Annotated in this window: 21 protein-coding genes; 11 read left to right on the top strand and 10 right to left on the bottom strand. The window is 73.7% G+C overall.

Annotation, left to right across the window (positions count from 1 at the left end):
* The 5 genes from ACFVSN_RS37865 to ACFVSN_RS37845 form a co-directional block, all read right to left on the bottom strand.
* Positions 1-893, bottom strand: an 893-nt coding sequence (locus tag ACFVSN_RS37865) for a hypothetical protein (protein WP_387957944.1), incomplete at its 3' end; no start/stop codon positions are given.
* A gap of 90 nt (positions 894-983) precedes the next feature.
* Positions 984-2933 carry a threonine/serine exporter ThrE family protein gene (locus ACFVSN_RS37860; RefSeq protein WP_387957942.1) on the bottom strand — a complete coding sequence of 650 codons (1950 nt, stop codon included), beginning with the start codon at positions 2931-2933 and terminating at the stop codon, positions 984-986.
* Between the two features lie 119 nt (positions 2934-3052).
* Positions 3053-3706, bottom strand: coding sequence for a DedA family protein (locus ACFVSN_RS37855; RefSeq protein WP_380435738.1), 654 nt, complete (start codon positions 3704-3706; stop codon positions 3053-3055).
* A gap of 99 nt (positions 3707-3805) precedes the next feature.
* Complete coding sequence (locus ACFVSN_RS37850) at positions 3806-6163, bottom strand: hypothetical protein (RefSeq protein ID WP_387593268.1); 2358 nt, start codon at positions 6161-6163, stop codon at positions 3806-3808.
* A gap of 88 nt (positions 6164-6251) precedes the next feature.
* Positions 6252-8159 (bottom strand): ATP-binding protein, encoded by a 1908-nt coding sequence (locus ACFVSN_RS37845; protein ID WP_387957940.1) that lies wholly within the window; start codon positions 8157-8159, stop codon positions 6252-6254.
* A gap of 333 nt (positions 8160-8492) precedes the next feature.
* On the opposite strand from ACFVSN_RS37845, the gene ACFVSN_RS37840 reads away from it, so the two are divergent.
* Positions 8493-8816, top strand: coding sequence for a hypothetical protein (locus tag ACFVSN_RS37840; protein WP_387957937.1), 324 nt, complete (start codon positions 8493-8495; stop codon positions 8814-8816).
* 307 nt (positions 8817-9123) lie between these two features.
* Here the strand turns inward: ACFVSN_RS37840 and ACFVSN_RS37835 are convergent, their stop codons facing one another.
* Entirely contained in the window at positions 9124-10278 is a 1155-nt protein-coding gene (locus tag ACFVSN_RS37835) for a TetR/AcrR family transcriptional regulator (protein WP_387957935.1), read from the bottom strand.
* A 251-nt stretch (positions 10279-10529) separates the two neighbouring features.
* Here ACFVSN_RS37835 and ACFVSN_RS37830 point away from each other — a divergent pair, with 251 nt between their 5' ends.
* Complete coding sequence (locus tag ACFVSN_RS37830; protein ID WP_380496732.1) at positions 10530-11687, top strand: acyl-CoA dehydrogenase family protein; 1158 nt, start codon at positions 10530-10532, stop codon at positions 11685-11687.
* Between the two features lie 99 nt (positions 11688-11786).
* Here ACFVSN_RS37830 and ACFVSN_RS37825 read toward each other — a convergent pair whose 3' ends face one another.
* Positions 11787-12053 (bottom strand): hypothetical protein, encoded by a 267-nt coding sequence (locus ACFVSN_RS37825; protein WP_380435726.1) that lies wholly within the window; start codon positions 12051-12053, stop codon positions 11787-11789.
* Positions 12054-12253: 200 nt separating this feature from the next.
* On the opposite strand from ACFVSN_RS37825, the gene ACFVSN_RS37820 reads away from it, so the two are divergent.
* On the top strand, positions 12254-12571 hold the full coding sequence (locus ACFVSN_RS37820; RefSeq protein WP_380435724.1) for a cupin: 318 nt from the start codon (positions 12254-12256) through the stop codon (positions 12569-12571).
* A 39-nt stretch (positions 12572-12610) separates the two neighbouring features.
* Here the strand turns inward: ACFVSN_RS37820 and ACFVSN_RS37815 are convergent, their stop codons facing one another.
* A complete protein-coding gene (locus ACFVSN_RS37815; RefSeq protein WP_380496731.1) occupies positions 12611-13201 on the bottom strand; it encodes a TetR/AcrR family transcriptional regulator in 591 nt (196 codons plus the stop codon).
* Positions 13202-13324: 123 nt separating this feature from the next.
* On the opposite strand from ACFVSN_RS37815, the gene ACFVSN_RS37810 reads away from it, so the two are divergent.
* The 6 genes from ACFVSN_RS37810 (at position 13325) to ACFVSN_RS37785 (ending at position 19043) form a co-directional block, all read left to right on the top strand.
* The gene (locus tag ACFVSN_RS37810) at positions 13325-14890 is read left to right on the top strand and encodes an MFS transporter (RefSeq protein WP_387957933.1); all 1566 of its coding nucleotides are present in this window, start codon (positions 13325-13327) and stop codon (positions 14888-14890) included.
* A gap of 252 nt (positions 14891-15142) precedes the next feature.
* Complete coding sequence (locus ACFVSN_RS37805) at positions 15143-15778, top strand: class I SAM-dependent methyltransferase (protein WP_380435718.1); 636 nt, start codon at positions 15143-15145, stop codon at positions 15776-15778.
* A gap of 136 nt (positions 15779-15914) precedes the next feature.
* Entirely contained in the window at positions 15915-16484 is a 570-nt protein-coding gene (locus ACFVSN_RS37800) for a methyltransferase family protein (protein ID WP_380508933.1), read from the top strand.
* 253 nt (positions 16485-16737) lie between these two features.
* Positions 16738-17016, top strand: a complete 279-nt coding sequence (gene tatA, locus ACFVSN_RS37795; protein WP_380435714.1) for a Sec-independent protein translocase subunit TatA — start codon at positions 16738-16740, stop codon at positions 17014-17016.
* 144 nt (positions 17017-17160) lie between these two features.
* Positions 17161-18516: a hypothetical protein gene (locus ACFVSN_RS37790; protein ID WP_380508936.1), complete on the top strand. Its 1356-nt coding sequence runs from the start codon at positions 17161-17163 to the stop codon at positions 18514-18516.
* A gap of 5 nt (positions 18517-18521) precedes the next feature.
* Positions 18522-19043 carry a potassium channel family protein gene (locus tag ACFVSN_RS37785; RefSeq protein ID WP_380435710.1) on the top strand — a complete coding sequence of 174 codons (522 nt, stop codon included), beginning with the start codon at positions 18522-18524 and terminating at the stop codon, positions 19041-19043.
* A 149-nt stretch (positions 19044-19192) separates the two neighbouring features.
* On the opposite strand, the gene ACFVSN_RS37780 is transcribed toward ACFVSN_RS37785, so the two are convergent.
* Both ACFVSN_RS37780 and ACFVSN_RS37775 read right to left on the bottom strand, forming a co-directional pair.
* Positions 19193-19456, bottom strand: coding sequence for a hypothetical protein (locus ACFVSN_RS37780; RefSeq protein WP_380508939.1), 264 nt, complete (start codon positions 19454-19456; stop codon positions 19193-19195).
* Positions 19456-19821 carry an ATP-binding protein gene (locus tag ACFVSN_RS37775; protein ID WP_380435706.1) on the bottom strand — a complete coding sequence of 122 codons (366 nt, stop codon included), beginning with the start codon at positions 19819-19821 and terminating at the stop codon, positions 19456-19458. Before ACFVSN_RS37775 ends, ACFVSN_RS37780 begins: the two co-directional genes overlap by 1 nt.
* Positions 19822-20083: 262 nt before the next feature.
* Between ACFVSN_RS37775 and ACFVSN_RS37770 the strand changes: the two genes are divergently transcribed.
* Both ACFVSN_RS37770 and ACFVSN_RS37765 read left to right on the top strand, forming a co-directional pair.
* The gene (locus tag ACFVSN_RS37770; RefSeq protein WP_380508942.1) at positions 20084-20902 is read left to right on the top strand and encodes a helix-turn-helix domain-containing protein; all 819 of its coding nucleotides are present in this window, start codon (positions 20084-20086) and stop codon (positions 20900-20902) included.
* A complete protein-coding gene (locus ACFVSN_RS37765; RefSeq protein ID WP_380508944.1) occupies positions 20895-21080 on the top strand; it encodes a DUF397 domain-containing protein in 186 nt (61 codons plus the stop codon). The genes ACFVSN_RS37770 and ACFVSN_RS37765 overlap by 8 nt, the downstream gene beginning before the upstream one ends.
* Positions 21081-21145 lie beyond the last annotated feature (65 nt).

Here is a 21145-nt window from a genome sequence, read left to right as displayed (position 1 = left end):
GCGCCGGCGCCCCCGGCGTGGGCGGCGGCCGAGCGGCGGTCGGCGAGCCGCGCCGACCGCCGGGCCAGCGCCCGGGCGGCGTGGGCGTCCAGGTGGGCGGTGGCCCGGGCGGCCATCCGCTCGGCCACCCGGTGGGCGGCGGGGTGGTTGGCGGGGACCTTGTCCGGCGCGCCGGCGATCAGGTCGAAGAGCCAGGTGCGGGCCCGGTCCGCGCGCCGGTGGAGGAGTCGCTCGCGCCGGAGCGCCCGCGCCCTGCGGCGGGGGCGCGTGGCGTACCGCCAGCGGGCCCACGGGCTGCTCGGCCGGGCCAGCCGGATCGCGCCGATCCAGGAGAGGCCGGGGACCATGATGCCGAGCAGGCCGGTCCACAGCTTGCCCTTGATCAGCGTGATCACCGAGGCCAGGGCGTTGACCGAGATCACCGTGATCAGCCCCCACCTGGTCTCCTGACCGGGCACCACGCCGAGCGGCACGTAGCCGACCAGCAGCAGGGCGGTGAACAGGATCCCGAAGATCACCGCGTCCACCGACTTGCGGCCCTGCTCCCCCCAGTACACGTCGTCCAGGTGCAGGATCAGCGCGAACTCGTCCAGCACCAGACCGCAGCCGATGCCGAAGAGCAGCCCGAACACGTCGATCCACGGGTGACCGCCGTAGGTGGCGAACACCCCGATCCCCCCGACCAGCAGAAAGCCCAGGCCGAACACCATGTGGTGGATGTGCAGGCCGCCGGGCGTGACGTTGCCGGGCCACCACCTGACCTGGGCGCGGATCATCCGCACGCTGAACCGGATGAACACGAAGGAGGTGATGAACCCGACCAGCAGCAGGAACAGCGGTTGTTTGTGCGCGGCGACGATGTGCTCGCGGTAGCTGTCCAGCAGTGTCGTCATGGGTCTTACCTTCGTTCCTGGTCCTGCGTCCTGCCCGCCGTGACGTGGCCCGGAGCCCGACTCCGGCCCAACACCCCGTCCAACGGCCGGTCAGAAGCCCCGGGTGCGCTTGGCGGCCCGGCGGGGCACGACCGGGTACAGCGAGGGACGCTCGGCGCCGACGGGCAGCTTCATGAACAGCCGGGCGATCTCGCCACCGAGGTTGACCCCGATGGCCAGCGCCATCGCGATCGCGGCGGCCCGGGTGATCGACACCAGCCCGGCGCTGGAGTGCCCCTGGGCGAAGGCCAGCATCCCGAGGTAGAGCGCCGAACCCGGCATCAGCGGGCCGATCGCCGCCGTCACGTACGGCAGCGCCGAGCCGCTGCGGTAACGCGCCATCAGCTGGCCGAAGAGACCCACCAGACCGGCCGCGACGCCGGTGGCCACTATCGGGGAGACGCCGCCGTTGTAGACCAGCACGCCGTAGCTCGCCCAGCCGATGCCGCTGTTCACCGTCACGAGGGCGAGGGTGCGGCGGTCGGTCTGCAGCAGCATCGCGAACGCGAGGGTCAGCACGAGCGCCGCCACCATCTGGACCGGCGGGTAGCTGATCCCCACCAGGCTCTCGTCCGGCCGCAGCCTCGCCTCGAAGCCGACGCCCAGGTAGAGGATCAGCATCACGCCGATCACGATGCCCGCGACCAGGTAGATCACTTCGAGGAGGCGGGCGGCGGCGGTGATGTAGAAGCCGGTCAGGCCGTCCTGGACGGCGGCGACCAGCGCCCGCCCGGGCAGCAGCGCGAACAGGCCGCCGGTGATCACGACCGAGCCGCGCAGGCCCCAGTCGTTAAAGGACAGGATGATCCCGGAGGCGGCGGCCGGCATCGCCGCGGCGACGAACTGGTAGAACTCCGGCAGCCGGCGCCGGGCCAGCCCGGAGGCCAGCCGGTCGCCGAGCACGGCCGCGATGAACGCGCTCGCGAAGACCAGCCACCCCTTGTCGTCGACCCGCCCGCCGACCAGGAACGTCGCCGCGCCGGCCAGCAGACCGGTGGTCAGGGCGAGCAGCCAGGCCGGGTACGGGTGCCGGTTGCGCCGGATCTCGGCGAGCCGGCGGTAGGCGTCGTTGACCGTCACCTGCTCCGCCGTGATGTCCGCGACCAGCTCGTACACCGCGTTCAGCCGGGTGTAGTCGGAGGTGCGGCGGCGCACCACGCGGTCCGCGGTGATCGGCGGCTCGACCAGCGAGGGCTGGTGCGAGATGCCGATCAGGGTGAAGGTCACCTGCGGCTCGCAGTGGTCCAGCCGGTAGGCGTGCGCGATGCCGAGCATCGCCGCCTCGACGTCCTCGGCGGCCTCGCCGCTCGCCAGCAGCAGCTCGCCGATGCGCAGCGTCAGGTCGAGGATGCGGGGGACGTTCCGGGCCGCCGAGGGGTGCAGCTCACGGGCCGTCCGCTCGAAGGCGGGGCGCTCGGACATCGGGGTGCGCAGGAGCGTGCGCATCCGGTCCGGCCAGGGCGCCTCGCCGGGCGCGCCGGGGGTCAGCTCCGGGACGGGGATGCCGGTGGGCGGGGTGTAGCCGGCGGCCCGCCACTCCTCGGGCGTCAGGGTATCCTCGGCGACCGAGCGGCGGCGCGGGCGCGCTTCGGCCGGGGCGGAGGCGGTCGAGGACGTCGAGGACGTCGAGGACGTCGAGGACGTCGAGGACGTCGAGGTGGTCGAGGTGGTCGAGGCGGTCGAGGTGGTCGACCCGGCGTCCGGGGTCGTGTCCTCCTGCCGGGCGGCGGACGACCGCGAGGGCAGGGCCAGTGACGGCGAGAGCTGCGGCTGCGGAGCCACGGGCTCCGGGGTCAGCAGGCCCCTGGTCTCGGGGACGGGCGGGACGAGCGGCACGACGGTGGTCGGCTCGACGACCGGGGCCGGGTGGCCGAGCAGGCCCTCGGTGGGCGGCGCGTCGGAGGGGTGGACCGGCTGGACCGGCGGCGTGCGCCGCGCCTGGCGGGCCGCCCGGCCTCCCCTCGCCCGCTTGCCCCCGCCCGGTCGGCCCCGCTTCGGCACTTCCGCTCCTCGCCACCCCTGGTGGCACCGGGCCACCGATCGATCTCCGGTTACACCTTGCCTGATCGAACAGCTGGACGCACATGTACGTCGCGGCGGGTGACCTGCGCGGCAGGCTCCTACCCGGCGCGGTGGCCGGTGCCGGCGGACGCTCCGGAACGGCGGGCCCGGAGCAGTTCGACCGCCACCGGGATCACCGAGAGCAGCACGATCCCGACCAGGATCGCCTCGATGTTGTCCCGGACGAAGGGGATCCGGCCGAGGAAGTACCCGAGGACGGTGACACCGGCGCCCCAGAGCACGCCGCCGACCACGTTGAAGACCACGAACGTGCGGTAGTTCATCCTGCTCACCCCGGCCACGATCGGGGTGAAGGTGCGGACGATGGGCACGAAGCGGGCCAGCACGATCGCCTTGGGGCCGTGCCGGTCGAAGAAGGCGGCGGCCTTCTCGACGTTCTCCTGCTTGAACAGCCGGGAGTCGGGGCGGCGGAACAGGCCCGGCCCCACCTTGCGGCCGAACAGGTAGCCGACCTGGTCCCCCGCGACGGCGGCGGCCACGATCAGGGCGCAGACCAGCCAGAGCGGCTGGTGCAGGTAGGTGCCGCCGGCCACCAGCAGGCCGGTGGTGAACAGCAGGGAGTCGCCCGGCAGGAAGAAGCCGATCAGCAGGCCGGACTCGGCGAAGACGATGACGAGGATGCCGATGAGGCCGAAGGCGGAGATCAGGCTGGTCGGATCGAGCCAGGACGGGCCGAGGGCGATGCTGGTCACGGGGGCTCTCCTGGGGATCGAGTCTTGGCAATGGAATGGTAAAGCAATGACCAAGACTCGATCCGGGTGGAGAAGGTTCCCCGGGGCTTCGGGGGCCGGTCAGAGGCCGTAGCGTTCGACGATGTCCTCGTGGTGGGCCACGTCGGCGCCCGCCGCCTCGGCCAGGGCGGGCCAGGCCAGGGGGTGGGGCCAGGCGGCGGTGAGGCGGTGGAGCAGGGCGTCGGCCTCGGCGGCGGAGGCCGTCGGCGGCACGCCGAGGGCCGCGTAGACGCCGGGCAGCATGCCGTCCTCCTCGGCCGGGTCGGTGATGCTGTACTGCTCCCCGCTGTACGCCCACACCGCGTAGCCGGCCTCGCCCAGGCCGTCCCGCAGGGCGTGCCAGGCCTCGTCGCCGGGCCAGCCGCCGTCGATCCAGTAGGTCGTGTACCCCGCCGGGTCGAGCAGCGTCAGCATCTCGAACGCCGGCCGCCACCGCACCCGCTCGGCCTCGGGGGCCTCGTCCCCCGGCGGGGGCTCCAGCAGGGCCGGGGCGAAGACGACGACGTCGCCGTGGTTGAGCGTCAGGTCGTCGCCGAGGACCGGGAGGACCCGGGCGGTGGCCGGGCCGGTGCGCAGGGCGGGGAGGTCGGCGGTGGAGCCGTTGGTCCGGGTGGTGCGGACGGTGACCAGCTGCCACTCCTCCTCCACCGGGCCCTCGGGCTCGTCGAAGTCGATGCCGAGCAGTGCGCCGGTGGAGCGGACGGCGGCCCAGTCCCGGTTGGCGGTGGCCGCGGTGATCAGGTGCCAGAGGTCGGGCTGCTGGACGGTGCGGTGCAGCTCCTCCTCGGGAGTGCCCTCGACCGGCAGCGCGTGCTCCAGGAGCTCCTCGTACAGCCGCTGCGCGGTCGCGTGGTCGCCCAGTTCGGTGGCGGCGCCGGCGGCGAGGCGGCGGGTGTTGATCCGGTCCGGGTGCTCGGCCAGGATCGCCGCGCAGTGCTCGACCACCTCGGCCCAGCGGGCCTCGGCGGCGGCCCAGCGGGCGCGCACCCAGTGCCCGTCGGCCGGGCTGGTCGCGGCCAGCCGGTCGGCGAGGCGGCGCACGCCCTCGCCGTCCCCGGCGTCGATCAGTACGGCGCCGAGCAGGCCGGGCAGGACGGCGTCGGCCGGGTCGGCGTCCAGCCGCTCCCACAGCAGGTCGGCGGCGGCCCGGGCGTGGCCGAGCCGACCGAGCACGGCGGCCAGTTCGGCCGCGAGGGCGGTGGCGCCGGCCTGCTCACCCCGGTACCGGTCCAGGGCGACGGAGAGCAGGTCGGCGCCGGTCTCGTGGGGCACGCCCGTCTCGGCGAGGTGTGCCGTCAGCTCCCCCGGCGGGACGGGCAGCTCGGGCTCCGGCAGCGCCTCGGCGGCGGCCCGCAGCCCGGCCACCTGCGCGGCCACGCCGTCGGTGCGGCGCAGATCGGTGAGCTTGCGCTCGCCCGTCGCGGCGAGCGTGCGGGCCACCGTCCGGGCGCCGCGGGCGACGGCGAGCCGACCCGCCGCCAGGAGCAGGTCGACGCACGGGCGGTGGGCGCCGGTGCCGTCGAGGTGGCCGACCCAGCCGGCCAGGACGGCCCCGAGTTCGGCGTCGTTCTCCCAGGCGCCGGCGGCGGTCAGCAGCTCGACCGTCCTGGTCCAGTGCTCGCGCAGGTCGGCGTGGCGCTCGGCGTCGTCGCGGGCGGGCAGCAGCGCGAGGGCCTCGTCGGTGCGGCCGAGCGTGGCGAGCGCGCGGGCCCGCAGCAGGGCGCCCCAGAGCCGGTCGTTCTCGCCCAGGGAGCGCCCGGCGGTGCGCTCGGCGCGCTCGGCGGTGTCGAGCAGGCCGAGGACCTCCTCGCACCGGCCGAGCCGGAGCAGGGTGCCGACCCGGGAGTGGTGGTACTCCAGCGAGAGCCGCTGGCCGGCCGCCAGCATCCGGGCGCCGGCGGCGTCGAGGTGGGCCAGGGCCTCCTCGCCGCGGCCGTCGTCCTCCAGCGCGTCGGAGTACTCGCGCGAGAGGCAGTCGAAGCACGAGCGGGCGGGCTCGATCCGCTCCAGCGTCTCGCCGAGCACGGCGAGCCGCTCGGAGGCGTAGCCCGGTCCGTCCACCCGGGCGTGGCAGATCGCGAAGTCCTGCACCACGCAGACGGACTGCGGGCAGCCGGCCGTCTCCTCGCGGTGGGCGAACTCCAGCAGGTCGACCACCTCGGGCAGGGCCCGCTCGCCGTGGTGGCGCTTGTTCAGCAGGTTCTGCATCCGCCAGTGCCGCAGGTAGACCTCGACCCAGGGCAGGCCGAGCGCCCGGGCGGCGGCCAGCGCCTCCGGGAAGACGGCGTCGAGCTCGTCGTTGCGGCCCTCGTTGGCGTGGCCGGGCAGCGCGTAGATGGCCTCGGCCAGGCGGTGCTGACCCGCGTCGGCCAGCTGCCGGTGGGTCTCGTGCACCCAGGCCCAGATGTCGGTCGTCATGCCTCGTCCCCCTGCGTCGTGCTGATGAAGAGTCTGCCGGGCGCCACTGACACCCGGCCGGTCGGCGGTCGGTCGGCCGGCCGGTCCGTCACGCGTCGCCGGACAGCGCTCCGGGGCTGTCCGGTATGTCCGCCGGGCCGGCCGGGACGGCGGCGGTCAGGGCGGAGACGGCGGTGCCGACGCCGGCGAGCGCGGCGGTGAGGTCGCCGCCGGAGGAGCCGGTGGGCCCGGCCGCCGCCATGATCACCTTGAGCGAGCGGAGCAGCGAGGCCGCGGTGGCGCTGCCGGTGTGCCCGCAGCGGTACGCGTCGAGCAGGTCCCGCACGGCCGGGCAGGACAGGTTGAGGTAGAGCCGGGCCCGGACCTCGCCGTCGGTGCGGGCGGTGAAGGCCCGGGCGAGCCGCAGCGCGGCGGACGGGATGCGGGCGTCGGCCCGGTCGTCCTCGATCCGGGCCTTCAGCTCGGCCTCGCGGTCCGGCACCAGGACCAGCGGCAGGCCGGGCGGGTCGAAGCGGGCCGGTACCAGCTGCTCGCCCGGGTCGGCCAGCGCGCCGGCCAGCCAGGCCGCCTCCTCGGCGGGCAGCGGGCGCTCCGGGTCGCGGAACAGCGAGCGGTCGCCCTGCTCGCTGCCGAGCTCGACCAGCCGGCAGCCGCGCAGCTGGGCGTAGCGGCGCAGGAACGGCAGGACGGCGTACCGCTCGCCGCGGGCGATCGGCACCCGCATCGCCCGGTAGAGCATCTCCTCGAAGCCCCCGCCGCTGCCGAGCGCGACGTGCACCGCGCCCCCTCCGGCGGCGCGCAGGGCGCCCGCGGTCAGGTCGCCCTGGGAGGTGGGCACCGGGACGTCGTCGGCGAGCAGCGTGAACAGCCGGTCGTCGCAGAGCGCGGCGCCGAGGAGGTCCTGGCCGTGCCGGGTGAGGATGCGGCGCCAGGCGGCGGGCCGCAGCCGGGCGGTCTCGTACAGGCCGTCGACGATGGCGTCGGTGAGGGTCCGCTGGAGCGCGCGGTAGTGCTCGTCGCGCTGGAGGTCCTCGCGGCTGGCGGTGGGGGTGAGGCGGCTGGACTCGACGACGCCGCCGATGAACCCGGCCCAGCCGGGCAGGAGGTCGCGGGCGTCGTCGGCGAGCAGCATGCCGCGCAGGTAGACGGCGAGGTCGCGGTTGTCGCTGCTGCCGTAGGTGCCGCCGTCCTGGACCCACAGGAGGCCGATCGCGTCGGTGCCGCCGTCGACCGGCTCGACCGGGAAGGCGGTGAGCGGCTCGAAGTGGCGGCCGAAGGCGGCGGCGAAGCGCATCCGGGCCTCGTGCGGATCCCCGGCGGAGGGGCGGCGCCAGGGCACGTCGACGGCGTTGACGGGCTCCTCGTCGTCGCCGACGAGGACCGGGATCGGCAGCAGCACGCAGTACCGGGAGAGCACCTCGCGCAGGGCGTCCTCGTCGGCGAGGTGGGCGTGTTCGGCCTTGAGCGTCAGCTCGACGACCGTGCCGGGCTGCGGCCGGGCGGGCACCGGCTCGACGAGGTACTGCTGGCCGCCGCGGCTGCGGTAGCGGTGGCCGAGGCCGGGTTCGCGGTGGGAGGTGGTGGTGACGACGACCTCGTCGGCCACCGAGAAGGCGGACAGGAAGCCGAGGCCGAAGGCGCCGATCAGGTCCTGGTCGCCGGTGAGTTCGCGCAGCATCCGGGTGTAGCCGGTGCCGACGGTGGCGAGGTAGGCGTGGATCTCCGGCTCGGTGAGGCCGGCTCCGGTGTCCTCGACGGCGACCGTGCGGCGGACGGCGTCGCCGCGCACCCGGATCAGCCGGCGGTGGGCGCCGTCCGGGTCCTCCAGGAGGCGGCGGGTGTGCGAGTCGTGGGCGTTCTGGACGAGTTCGCGCAGGGCGACCAGCGGGGTGGAGTAGAGGTGCGTGGCGAGGACGTTCACCAGGCCGCCGAGGTCGACCTCGGTCGTACGCAGATCCTCGGCCGGGGCGTGGTCGGGCGGGAGACCTTCAGACATGGGAACCCAGTGTGCCAGTGCGACTATCCGGCGACCATTTCTTTCTCTCTGACGGTGCCTGGTCAACTCCGTGTTGACCGGCGGGTGTTGTCGACCCCATTCGACCCCTCCACCAACTCTCCACCGCACAGGAATACTTGACCGGAGACGTACGGGCCCGCCGACCCACCGGAAATTCCCGCACGATGACACCATCGGGGGAATTACCACCCATTTGGTGGAGTTCGCCCGCTCCCCTGGTGAATGCTGATCACGCGACGTCAGGCAACGGCGCCACGGAGCGGCCACTCCGGATCGCGCCACATTTCGCAAGTCCAGCTCAGGGAGACCAGCGTGTCCCGTATTCGTGCAGCCGCCGCCGTCACCGCCCTCGGTGCCTTCGTCCTCGTCGGCGTCGGTGCCGCCACCGCGCACGCCGACAACGCCGCCGGCGCGGACCAGCACTCCAACAGCAGCGTCGTGAGCAACACCGGCTCGAACAACATCATCGGCAACGTCCACGGGAACGTGGTCAGCACCCAGCAGACGGCCACCGGTTCGGGCGCGAGCAACCAGAACAACGGCCTCGCCGCGACCGGCAACGGCGGCAACATCGGCGCCCTGCAGGGCAACGGCAACCTGGACACCCGCGTGTACTACCCGCACGTCCTCTACTAGGGCGGGTCTTTCGGCTCGGGTCGGAGGGCCGCGGCGTCAGGGTGCGTGCATCGCAAGGCGGAGGAGGGAGTCCATGCGGTGGGGGCACCTCCCGGCCGTCAGGCTGGGGGACATCGGCGACCGACGACAACGCGGCGAGGTGCGTGCCCTGGCGTCGCGGCACCTGGCCTGAGCCGACAGACCCGCCCCAGGCCGCGTCCACTGCCCTCGGCGCAGCCTGGCCCCACACGGGCCGGCTGCCCGCCCCACCAGCGCGGGGCGGGCGGCCGGCCCGGCCCCTTTCCCCGCCCCCTTCGGGAGACGGCGCTCAGGACACGCCGAGGACGGCCCGGGCCAGCCGCAGGAGGCAGTCGCCGAGGTCCGGGCGGGCGCTGTGCGGGCGGTTCCGGACCCCGTCGTTGACCAGGGCGAACAGCGCGTGGACGCGGATCCTGGCCTCGGCCGCGTCGTACTCCGGCCGCACCCGGCGCAGCAGGCCGACCCAGGTCCGCAGGAAGTCCCGGCGGAAGTCCACCGCGACCCGGCGGTCGGGCGGGGCCAGCCGTTCCGTCTCGCTGAGCATCGCGCCCAGGTAGTCGCCGTTGCGCCGCGCGAAGCCGACGTACGCCGCCAGGCCGGCCGCCAGCGCCTCCTCCGGCCCGGCCGCGGCCGAGATCGCGCCCTCCACCTCGTGCCACAGGCGCTCGCGGCTGCGGACCAGCGAGGCGGCGAGCAGCTGCGCCTTGCTGTCGAAGTGCCGGTAGACGCTGGGGCCCGAGATGCCGACGGCGGCGCCGAGCTGGTCGGTGCTGACGTTGTCGAAGCCGCGCTCGTGGAACAGCCGGACGGCCGCCGCGAGCAGTTCCTCCCGCCGGGGCTGCCGCCCGGGGACGGCGGCGGGCGCGGCGCCTTCCCCGCTCCCGGAACCGGCGCCGTCGAAGGCCACCGCGAGGACGGCCGCGACCACCTCGCGCAGCACCGCCTCGGCCCGCCGGGGCTGCGGCGCCGCCGACTGGTAGGAGAGCCCGGCGCAGGCCGAGAGTGCCGACCAGCAGAGCAACTCGACGTCCGGCTCCGGCAGTTCCGGGCGCTCGGCGCGCAGGACGGCGGTCATGGCGGCCACGTCCGCCCGCAGTTCGCGGCGCAGGGCCGCCCGCCGGGCCGGCGGCAGCAGCCGGGCGTCGCGCTGCACGAGGGTGCCGAGCGGCCGGTGCCCGACGGCGACGGCGGCCAGTGCGGCGCCCAGACCGGCGGTGGCGCCGGCGGCGCGCAGCCCGTCGGCGAGCGCGTCCAGGCCGAGCCGGACGGCGCGGTCGAGGAGTTCGGGCTTGCCGCGGAAGTGCCGGTAGAGGGCGGGCGCGGTGATGCCGACGCCGGCGGCGACCTCGGTCATCGAGACCTGGTGGTAGCCGCTGCGGTGGAAGCGGTCGGCCGCCACCGCGAGGATCTGGGCGCGCCGCCCCGGGGGCCGTCGGACCACCATGCTGCCGCCCCTCCCGCAGTCCCGCCGCTGCCTGCCCGGTCGCCACGGCGCCCGGCCGGAACGCCGAGGGAAGGCTAGCAAGGATTCACTTGTCATGGCCCTCGCCCAACGGCCACCGGGCGTCCGGCGCCGCGCCGACCCTGGACAGCCGAAGCTACCCGGGATTAACTTGTGAGGCCATCACCAGGCAACACCTGGCACCTTCAGCTGCACCTTCAGCCGCGACCGGCACCACCGAAGGGAGCGCCCGCGTGCGCCGCACCGTGTTCACCGAGGACCACGAGGCCTTCCGGGAGACCATCCGGGACTTCATCGCCAACGAGGTCGTCCCGGTCTACGAGAGCTGGGAGGCCGACGGCCACCCCCCGCGCGACTTCTACCGGCAGCTCGGCGCGCTCGGCGTCTACGGCATCGAGGTGCCGGAGGAGTACGGCGGCGCCGGCGAGAGCGGTTTCAAGTACCAGGCGGTGGTCGCCGAGGAGGTCGCCCGCGCGGGCGTCAGCTTCGGCTCGTCCGGGGTGCACACCGGGCTCGTGCTGCCGTACCTGCTGGAGTACGCCACCGAGGAGCAGAAGCAGCGGTGGCTGCCCGGCTTCGTCTCGGGCGACATCATGACGGCGATCGCGATGACCGAGCCCGGCGCCGGCTCCGACCTCGCGGGCATCACCACCCACGCGCGCCTGTCCGAGGACGGCACCCACTACGTCCTCAACGGCGCCAAGACCTTCATCACCGGCGGCGTGCTGGCCGACCTCGTCCTGGTCATCTGCCGCACCTCCCCGTACGACCCGGAGAACCGCCGGGCCGGGCTCTCCATCCTCTGCGTGGACACGGACTCCGAGGGCTACACCGTCGGCCGCAAGCTGCAGAAGATCGGCCTGCGCACGTCGGACACCGCCGAGCTGGCGTTCAGCGACGTCAAGGTGCCGGTGGAGAACCTGCTCGGCGAGGAGGGCAGGGCCTTCGCCTACCTGACCCACAACCTCGTGCAGGAGCGGCTCGCGATCGCGGTCGGCGCCTACGCGGCGGCCGCGGCGGCGGTGCGGTTCGCGGTGCAGTACGTCAAGGACCGCAAGGTGTTCGGCAAGGCCGTCGCCGAGTTCCAGAACACCAAGTTCACCCTGGCGGACTGCGAGGCCCAGGTGGTGGCGCAGCAGTCGATGGTGGACCGCGCACTGGAGCTCTACCAGCAGGGCGAGCTGACCGTCGCCGACGCGGCCGCCGCGAAGCTGTTCTGCACCGAGTCGGCGTCCACCGTCATCGACAAGTGCCTCCAGCTGCACGGCGGTTACGGCTACATCCTGGAGTACCCGATCGCCCGGCTCTACACCGACAACCGGGTCTTCCGGATCTACGGCGGCACCAGCGAGGTCATGCGCAGCATCATCGCCAAGTCGCTCGGCCTGTAGGCCGGCGGCGGATCCACGACTGCGGCGGGCCGCACCCCCATGGCGGCCCGCCGCACCCCGTCCGGCGCCGGTGCGGCGGCTGCGCCGGACGGGTGAACGTCAGTTCGGCGAGCCGTGCTCGGTGCGCCAGGCCTGCCAGCCGGCGGCGGAGGCCACCCGGGCCTCGTGCATCGCCCGTTGGGCCAGGGCGGTGGGCGGGGTCTCCCGGCTGCGCACCCAGTCACGGCCCGCGGTGGCCAGCGCCACGCACACCATTGCCACCCCGGCCGCGCCGAGCGCCGCGCCGATGCCCGTGAGCATCGCGCCGCCGGTCAGCAGCGAGCGGTTGACCCGGAACCCGCTGAGGTAACTCTCGTTGGTCGCCATGCCTCCACGATGCGGGCACCGCGCGGGGCCCGCACGCCGAGCGGCTCCGGGTGCGCGAGCCCGCGCGCCGGGCCGCCCCGGGTGCACGGGGCCCGCACGCCGAGCGGCTCCGGGTACACGGGGCCCGCACGCCGAGCGGCTCCGGGTGCGCGAGCCCGCCGCGTCCGCCAACCTGGGCTGACAGGCAGGAGGACGCCGCGATGCCCGATCTCGAACAGCTCGCCGTGGAGCACGCCGCGAAGGCCGCCGAGAGCCCGCACGGGCGCAGCGCCCACCTCGTGCTGCACGACGGGGTGCTGCGGCAGACCGTGATCGCCCTGGCCGGCGGCACCGCGCTGGACGAGCACACCCCGCCGACGGCCGGCAGCGTGCAGGTGCTGCGCGGCCGGGTCGCGCTGACGGTGGCCGGGCAGCACCAGGAGCTGTCGGCGGGCCAGTTGGCGCCCGTTCCGCAGGAGCGGCACGGGCTGCTGGCGCACGTGGACTCGGTGGTGCTGCTGACGGTCGTCACGACCTGACGGCCACCACGCGTGCGGTCAGCGTGCGGTCCGTGCGGGTCAGTGCGCGGCGGACTCCGGCACGCTCGCCGCGACCAGCCGCAGCCCGCGCAGGAAGTCCCGCCCGGACGGGGCGAGTTCGGGCGCGGCCAGCCACTGGGCGACGGACCCGGCCAGGAGGGCCTGGTAGAAGGCGCCGCGGGCGAGTTCGTCCGCGGTCTCCGGCACCTCGGGAAGCCCCTGGAACAGCGCGGCCAGGCCGAGCCGGCCCTCCTTCTGCGCCTCCGAGAGCGCCTGCGCCAGCTCGGGCGCGTGCCCGGCCTGCGCGAGCGCCTCGAACTGGGACGCCCAGAGGCCGCGGTGCTCCTCGAAGACGGCCTTGAGGCCCTCCCACACCGCGACGAAGCGCTCCTCGGGGTCGCCCGTGGCCTCGTTCGCGGCGTTGACCACGGCACCCAGGGCCATGCCCATCTCGCCGATCGCCTCGATCATCGCCGCGTTGAGCAGCGCGTCCTTCGAGCCGAAGTGGTAGCCGATGGCGGCCAGGCTGACGCCGGAGGCGGTGGCGACGTCCCGGGCGGTGGTGCGCCCGTAGCCCTTCTCGTACAGGCAGCGCTTGGCGCCCGCCATGAGGTCTTCGCGGTTTCCCATGGTCCCGATCCTACGGAAGGACTGCACAGCTGTCTTGCACTTACGTCTGACACTTTCGTCTCGCACAAGTGATTTATACATCCGTACTAGACAAGCGTCTGAAACGCTCGTACGGTACTTCCCATGACCGCAACCACCGGCCGCGCAGGCCGTCGCGAATGGCTCGGCCTGGCCGTCCTCCTGCTGCCGACCCTCGTCCTCGCCATGGACATGGGCGTCCTCTTCTTCGCCGTCCCCTACATCTCCACGACGCTCGCCCCCAGCGGCACCCAGCAGCTGTGGATCATGGACATGTACTCGTTCCTGCTGGCCGGCCTGCTCATCACGATGGGCGCGCTCGGCGACCGGATCGGTCGCCGCCGGCTGCTGATGATCGGCGCCGCCGGGTTCATCGGCGCCTCGCTGCTGGCCGCCTGGGCCGACAGCGCGTGGCAGCTGATCGCCGCCCGGGCCCTGCTCGGCACGGCCGGGGCGACCGTGATGCCCTCGACGCTCGCGCTGATCCGCAACATGTTCCACGACCCCAAGCAGCGGCAGGCCGCGCTCGGCGCCTGGGGCGGCGTCCTCACCGCCGGCGCCACCCTCGGCCCGGTCGCCGGCGGCCTGCTGCTCGACCACTTCTGGTGGGGCTCCGCGTTCCTGCTCGCCGTCCCGGTGATGGCCCTCGTGCTGGTCGCCGCCCCCGCGCTGCTCCCCGAGTACCGCGCCACCGCCCGCACCGGCCGCTTCGACCTGCCCGGCGCCGCGCTCTCGACGGCCGCGATCCTGCCGCTCGTCTACGGCGTGAAGACCCTCGCGGTGGACGGCTGGAGCCTGCTGCCCGCGCTCGCCGTCCCGGCCGGACTGCTGCTCGCCGCCGCGTTCGTGTGGCGCCAGCGCACCGCCGCCGAGCCGCTGCTCGACCTCGGCCTGTTCAGGATCCGCACCTTCAGCGGGGCGATCAGCGTCAACACCGTCGCGATGTTCGCGATGATGGGCTTCGCCCTCTTCACCTCGCAGTACCTGCAGCTCGTCAAGGGCATGAGCCCGTTCACCGCCTCGCTCTGGTCGCTGGTGCCGAGCGTCGGCGTCGGCGCGGCGGTCGGCCTCGGCTCGGCGCTTGCCGGGAAGGTCCGCCCGGCGGTGCTGATGAGCGGCGGGTTCGTGATCGGCTCGGCGGGCTTCGCGATGATGACGCAGGTCGGCGCGGACTCGCCGCTCGCTCTCATCCTCACCGCGGCGGGCGTGCTGGCCGCCGGCACCGTCGGCACCATGACGATGACCGCCGAGATGGTCGTCTCCGCGGCCCCCGCCGAGCGGGCCGGCGCCGCCTCGGCCACCTCCGAGACCGCCGTCGAGCTCGGCAGCTCGCTGGGCATCGCGCTGCTCGGCGCGGCGGGCGCCGCGGTCTACCGCCACCAGCTGGACGGCGCCCTCCCGGCGGGCGTGGACGGCGAGGCCGCCCGCGCGGCCCAGGACACCCTCGGCGGCGCGGTCACCGTAGCCGCGCACCTCCCGGGCCGGCTCGGCGCCGACCTGCTGGACACCGCCCGGGGCGCCTTCACGGACGGGCTGCACGTGGCGGCCGTCGTCGGCCTGGTCTTCACCCTCGGCGCCGCCGCCCTGGCCTACCGCCTGATGCGCCACCTCCCGGCCGCCGCCCCGGCCGCCGCCACCCCGGAAGCCGCCTCCGAGGCCGTCAACGCCTGAGCCCCCCACCGGCCGGTGCCAACGCGCGTCATCAGGAGCCCTCGCCCACCCGGGCGGGGGCTCTTCGCCGTTCCAGGGAACCGATTAGGCTGACCACTGCCCCGCGTCGGCCGGTGCCCATACCCCTAAGCGCCGGCCCGTTGTGGAGGGGACCAGCCGTGTTCGAGCCGGGCCGGGGCGGGGGTCGTCAGCCGTTCCCCTGGTTGCGGAAAAGCGCCCCGCGGGCGCCGTCCCGGGTGCCAAGGTGGGGCCATGGTTGCTGATCACACGCGCGTGCGCGGGAGTTACGACACGGTGGCGGAGGAGTACCTCGAACGGATCGGGGACGAGCTGGCGCACAAGCCGGTCGACCGGGCCCTGCTCTGGGTGGTCGTGGCGGAGGCCGCCGGCGGGGTCGTCGCGGACCTCGGGTGCGGGCCGGGGCACGTGGCGGGGTGGCTCGCCGGGCACGGCGCCGAGGTCGTCGGGATCGACCTCTCCCCCCGCATGGTGGAGCTGGCCCGCCGCGAGCACCCGAAGGCCGAGTTCCGCACCGGCGACCTGCTCGACCTGCCCGCCCGGGACGGCGAGTTCGCGGCGGCGGTGGCGCTCTACTCGGTGATCCACCTCGAACCCGGCGAGCTGGCGCCCGCGTTCGCCGAGATGCGGCGGGTGCTGCGGCCCGGCGGCTTCCTGCTGGTCTCGTTCCACCTGGGCACCGAGGTGCGGCGGCTGGACGAGTGGTGGGGCCACCAGGTCGACGTGGACTTCCACTTCCTGCAGACGGACGCCGTCGTCGCGCACCTCACCGCCGCCGGGTTCGCCGTCGAGGCCCGGCTGGAGCGCGAGGGCCTGCCCGAGGAGGCCCCGACCCGGCGCGGCTACCTGCTGGCCCGGCGGACGGACTGACGCTCCACCCGGGGGTGGAAGCCCGCGCGTCCACCCCCGGGTCCGTGCGGGGCCGGGCGGGCAGGAGGACCGTGGTGGGTACGCGGCCCCCGTTGCGAGGCCCGTGCCCTGGTCCACGAGCGTCAGGAGCCCCACCATGTCCCTGCCGAGCCTGCTCTCCGTCCTCGGTGTCCTCGCCTGGGCCGGGTACGAGCTGCTGCTGCGCCGCCGCGACGACTCCGCCGCCGGCACCTGGCGCGCGGACGACCGCGACCGCGGCTCGACCCGGCTGCTGCTCGCCTGCTACGCCGCCTCCGTCCTGGTGATCGTCCTCCTCGGCCGCGCGTCGGTCGGCGAACTGCCCGTGTGGGCGCGCTGGTTCGGCGTCGCCTTGATCGCCGCCGGGCTGGCCCTGCGGGCCTGGGGCATGCGCACCCTGGGCCGCTTCTACACCCGCACCCTGCGCACCGTCGACACCCAGGAGGTCGTCCGCACCGGCCCGTACCGGCTGATCCGCCACCCCGGCTACTGCGGCAGCCTGCTGGTGTGGACGGGCTACGCGCTCGGCCTGGGCAGCTGGCCGGCCACCGTGGTCGTGTTCGCGCTGCTGCTGGCCGCCTACGGCTGGCGGATCGCCGCCGAGGAGCGCCTGCTGGTGGCCGCCCTCGGCCCCGCGTACGCGCAGTACCGGCGGGAGTCGAAGCGGCTCGTCCCCTTCGTCTACTGAGCCCCGCTGCTGAGCCCCGCCCCTGCGACCTCCGACCGTGGCCCGCGACCGCGACCTTCGGCTGTGACGTTCGACACCCCGGTCGGGACACACCGGCCGGGACCACGGCACTCGCGGTCCGCTTGAGCGGCACCCGCTTTTCGGCCAGCGTTTCCCGGCCGGTGTATCCGTTCCGCACCGGGGCCAGGCATACTGGCCGGACGGGTACTTTGCCCTCCCGTGACTCTAGACAAGAAGGGACCGGTGGCCAGGGATGCTGCGGAACGGTCTTGAGCCCTGGCACATCTTGGTGGTGCTGGCGGTCGTAGTCCTGCTGTTCGGATCGAAGAAGCTGCCGGAGATGGCCCGTGGCCTCGGCAAGTCGATGCGCATCCTGAAGGCGGAGACGAAGGCGATGCGCGAGGACGACACCCCGGCCGAGGCCGCGGGCACCGCGCAGAGCACCGCCCAGCAGCCGGCCGACCGCCCGGCCGTCACCCCGACGAACGTCACCAAGGCGACCGAGACCCCGCGGCCCGAGACGACCGCCTGAGTCCCGTCGGACCTTCCGGAGGCCCCCGGCACCGTCACCGCGACGGCGCCGGGGGCCTCCGTCGTTCCCGGACGCCCCCGACTGGCCGGTCACCGTGATCCGTTGTCTCCTGGGAGGCACCGACCGGACGAACGGAGTCGTGGCATGCCGACCGACGGGCCGGGCGCCTCCCCTGACGAACCGCCCGGCGAACCACCCGACGAACTGGCCGACCTGCGGGCCCGGCTGAGCGCCGTCGAGGCCCACGAGGCACGGCTCGCCGAGGAGTTGCGGGCCCGCCCGCCGCGCCACCGGGTGCGGTCCGCGTTCGCCGTCCTGCTGGTCCTGCTGGCCTGCCTGCTGACGCCGCTCGGCGCCGTCGCCGTGTGGGCGAAGTCCGAGGTCTCCGACACCGACCGCTACGTGGCCACGATGGCCCCGCTCGCCCGGGACCCCGCGATCCGCGCCGCCGTGACGAACCGGGTGACCGACGAGATCGTGAAGCAGCTCCCCGTCGACTCGCTGCTCGACGACGTCGCGCCGGACGACCGGCCCGTGCTCGGCGCGCTGCTGGGCAGCATCGGCCAGGCCCTCGGCGACGGGATCGCCGGGTTCGTCCACACCCAGGTCCAGCGCGTCGTGGACAGCGACGCCTTCGCCACCGTCTGGACGGACGCCAACCGGGAGGCGCACGCCGCGATCGGCCGGATGCTGACCGGGCAGGGCGGCGGCGCCGTCGAGCTCAAGGGCAACACCGTGGTGCTCGACCTCGCCCCGCTGATCGCCCGGGTGAAGACGGCGCTCGTCGACAACGGGCTGTCCATCGCCTCGAAGATCCCGGAGATCCACACCTCGTACACGCTGGTGCAGTCCGACGCCGTCCCGAAGGTGCGCACCGGCCTGCGGCTGCTCGACGTGGCCGGCTTCTGGGTGCCGGTCCTGGCCGTGGCCTGCGCGACGGGCGGAGTGCTGCTGGCCGTCCGGCGCCGCCGGGCGGTGGTCACGGCGGCGCTCGGCGTGGCCGGCGGGGCCCTGCTGCTGGGCATCGGGCTGAGCGTCTTCCGGGCCGTCTACCTGGACGCGCTCCCGGCCGGCGTGGACCAGGCTGCCGCGCACGCCGTCTACGACACCCTCGTGCGCTACCTGCGCTCCGCCGTCCGGGTGGTGGTCGCGCTCGGGCTGCTGGTGGCGCTGGGCGCCTGGATCAGCGGCTCCGGGCGCCGGGCCGGGACAGTGCGCGGGATGTGGCGGGCCGGACTGGGCGCGGTGCGGCGGGTGGCCGAGCGGGCCGGGCTGCGGCTCGGGCCGGTCGGGCGCTTCGTGCACCGCTGGAAGGCATGGCTGGGCTGGGCGGCGGTCGCGGGGGCGGCACTGGCCTTCGTGCTGTGGGACCGTCCGACGGCGCTGGTGACGCTCTGCCTGGCGCTCGGGCTGATGGGCGTTCTCGCGGTGCTGGAGCTGCTGGACGAGCCCGGACGGAGCAGACGGACGGGCGCCCAGGGGGCGGCCGGGGGAGGCTGAACGGGATGTCCGAGAACCCGCCGCCACCTGCCGACGTACGGGCCTGGTACTGGCTGCTGGGCTCGTTCACGCTGCTGATGGTCGGGTACTTCACGCTGCCGCTGGAGTGGTTCGGCGACCGTCGGCCGGTGGTGAGCTGGGGGGTCTTCGTGGGGGCGCTGGCCGGGCTGACGGGCACGCTGGTGGCCAAGATCGTCGGTGTGATGCGCGGGACGGCGAAGCGTCCGGTGGTCTGGCTGATCTTCCTGATCTGCCTGACGATGACGATCTACGCGGCGACGTACTACGTGCTGGGCGCGCGCAAGGCGGAGTTCAACGGGCTGGAGACCCGGCTGGACGCGCTGTACTTCACGGTCGTGACGATGGCAACGGTCGGGTACGGCGACATCACGCCGTCGGGGCAGGCGGCGCGGCTCGTGGTGGTCCTGCAGATCGGGTACAACTTCGTGTTCCTCGCGACGGCGGCTGGCACGCTGTCGCGGGCGATCCGGTCGAACGTCGAGAACCGGATCCGACGGCAGGGCTGATCGGGCGCGGCGGGCCTGTGCACGCGACCCGCCGGGCGTCCGGTCGGGTCAGTCGTCCTCGTGGGGAGGGGTCGCGCGCAGGGCGGTGACGACGCCGAGGACGACGGTGGCGATCGCGAGGGCGAGGAGGACGGCGAAGGCCGCCGCGATCAGGAACCGCACGGGGTGCCCCGCTCCCGGCCGACGTCGAGGAGGAGGGAGAGGAGGTTGAGGAGGGTCGAGGCGGGGGCCGTGTTGAAGCGGACGAGGACTCGGCCGTCGATGGTCTTGTCGGTGCAGGCGGAGGGGAAGATCAGGCCGAACTCCTTGCCGCGCTCCTGGACTTCGGCGAGCAGGGTGCGGATGTGGTCGTCGCTGTAGCCCCGGATCCGGGGATCGGTCGGCAGCATCGGGCGCCGGCGGCGGGCGGCCATCAGGCGGCGTCCAGCTCGCACTCGAACCACACGGACTTGCCGCGCTGCTGCGGGTCGACGCCCCAGCGGCGGGAGAGCCCGGCGACGAGCTGGAGGCCCCGGCCGGACTCGGCCAGTTCGGGGAGGGAGCGCTGCTGGGGGAGGGTGGGGCTCTCGTCGGCGACGGAGACCCGGAGGGTGTTGTTGATCGCGATGATCTCGACGACCGGGGCGGGGGTCTCGCCGTGCCGCCAGGCGTTCACGAGGAGTTCGGCGAGGGCGAGTTCGGCATCGGCGATGGCGGAGGGCGGCCAGCCGGCGCGGGTCATGGCGTCGCGGAGGGACTGGCGACAGATGGTGAGGGAGGGCGTGTTGAGGTGACGCATGGGAGAACTCCCGAGGCGTGGAGGAGAAGGACGGATACGTCACCGTGAGCCAGGTCAGATGGAGGCATGACTGCTCTGCGGTGCGACGGAATAGCGTTACTGACGACCCGTCGGATCGATGTGACATCGACCATAGCGCACGCGGTCTTCATATGAAGACCTTCGCGAAGAACTTCCCTCCAACGTGGGGCACACTGGTCTTACTGCCCGCAGAGAGGACGACATGGCCCTTCGACCTAACCCGACCTTGCGTCAACGTCGGTTGGGCACCGAGCTGCGAAGGATGCGGGAGCAAGCCGGCATTGGCGGAAGCCAGCTGGCACGCGAACTCGGCATCCACGCCACCCAGGTCACGCAGATGGAAAGCGGGAAGAGCGGGATCAGTGCCGAACGGCTGAGGACCATCGCCACCGTGTGCATGTGCACCAACCAACCGCTGATCGACGCGATGGCGAACATGGCCTCGGAACGCGGGAAGGGCTGGTGGGAGGAGTACCGCACCACCCTGACCGTCGACTTCCTTGAGGTGGCGGAGCTTGAGGGTCACGCGGAGCGGATCTCTTTCTGCAATACCGTCTACCTGCCCGGCCTGCTCCAGACCAAGTCCTACGCATCTGCGATGTTCGCTCGACTCGTGCCTCCCCTGCCTCCACAGGAAGTCGAGACCAGGACAACCTTCCGACTCAGGCGCCAGGAAGTCGCCGAAGCAACTCCAGTCCGGGCCTTCATCCACGAAGCTGCGCTCCGCATGCAGTTCGGGGGACCCCTGGTTCTCATCGATCAACTCGCTGCGCTGCTGGACGACTCGGAGCGACCCGGACTTTCCATTCGAGTGGTGCCCTTCGCCGTTGACACCTTCCCAGGCGCCGGTGAGAACCTGACTTACGTCGACGGGCCGACCCCCGAACTGGACACGGTCCAGATGGACGTCGCCCCAGGCACGCTGTTCTTTGACTCGCCTGCCAACCTGGCCAAGTACCGAACCATCTTCAGCCGCTTGGACGACACTGCCCTCTCCGAGGAACAATCGTGCGACTTCATCCGATCCATCATGAAGGAGATGAAATCCACCTATGCCTAGCTCGGAGTGGCAGAAGTCCAGCTACAGCGCCTCAGGCAACGAGTGTGTCGAAGTCCGTGGGACCGGCGGGGCGATAGAGCTCCGCGAGTCCGACGACGGCGAAACCATCCTGCACACCACCCCCTCTGCTCTCGCCGCGCTCCTCCGCGCCATCAAGGCGGGCGAACACACCCGGTAGCGGCCTGGCCCGCAGCGGGGCTCCCGGCCGGCGCGCGGTGCCCGAAAAGAATCTTCGCGGGCCGC

Source organism: Kitasatospora sp. NPDC057904 (assembly GCF_042887925.1).
GTDB lineage: Bacteria > Actinomycetota > Actinomycetes > Streptomycetales > Streptomycetaceae > Kitasatospora.
The sequence above is the reverse complement of the archived record's forward strand: the minus strand, read 5'-3'. Positions and strand labels throughout refer to the sequence as shown.

Coding starts and splice junctions, on each gene's coding strand:
- ACFVSN_RS37835 (WP_387957935.1), bottom strand. CDS start 10,278: ATGGTGGTCCGACGGCCCCCGGGGCGGCGCGCCCAGATCCTCGCGGTG.
- ACFVSN_RS37845 (WP_387957940.1), bottom strand. CDS start 8,159: ATGTCTGAAGGTCTCCCGCCCGACCACGCCCCGGCCGAGGATCTGCGT.
- ACFVSN_RS37785 (WP_380435710.1), top strand. CDS start 18,522: ATGTCCGAGAACCCGCCGCCACCTGCCGACGTACGGGCCTGGTACTGG.
- ACFVSN_RS37820 (WP_380435724.1), top strand. CDS start 12,254: ATGCCCGATCTCGAACAGCTCGCCGTGGAGCACGCCGCGAAGGCCGCC.
- ACFVSN_RS37775 (WP_380435706.1), bottom strand. CDS start 19,821: ATGCGTCACCTCAACACGCCCTCCCTCACCATCTGTCGCCAGTCCCTC.
- ACFVSN_RS37810 (WP_387957933.1), top strand. CDS start 13,325: ATGACCGCAACCACCGGCCGCGCAGGCCGTCGCGAATGGCTCGGCCTG.
- ACFVSN_RS37800 (WP_380508933.1), top strand. CDS start 15,915: ATGTCCCTGCCGAGCCTGCTCTCCGTCCTCGGTGTCCTCGCCTGGGCC.
- tatA (WP_380435714.1), top strand. CDS start 16,738: ATGCTGCGGAACGGTCTTGAGCCCTGGCACATCTTGGTGGTGCTGGCG.
- ACFVSN_RS37850 (WP_387593268.1), bottom strand. CDS start 6,163: ATGACGACCGACATCTGGGCCTGGGTGCACGAGACCCACCGGCAGCTG.
- ACFVSN_RS37815 (WP_380496731.1), bottom strand. CDS start 13,201: ATGGGAAACCGCGAAGACCTCATGGCGGGCGCCAAGCGCTGCCTGTAC.
- ACFVSN_RS37790 (WP_380508936.1), top strand. CDS start 17,161: ATGCCGACCGACGGGCCGGGCGCCTCCCCTGACGAACCGCCCGGCGAA.
- ACFVSN_RS37780 (WP_380508939.1), bottom strand. CDS start 19,456: ATGGCCGCCCGCCGCCGGCGCCCGATGCTGCCGACCGATCCCCGGATC.
- ACFVSN_RS37805 (WP_380435718.1), top strand. CDS start 15,143: ATGGTTGCTGATCACACGCGCGTGCGCGGGAGTTACGACACGGTGGCG.
- ACFVSN_RS37765 (WP_380508944.1), top strand. CDS start 20,895: ATGCCTAGCTCGGAGTGGCAGAAGTCCAGCTACAGCGCCTCAGGCAAC.
- ACFVSN_RS37825 (WP_380435726.1), bottom strand. CDS start 12,053: ATGGCGACCAACGAGAGTTACCTCAGCGGGTTCCGGGTCAACCGCTCG.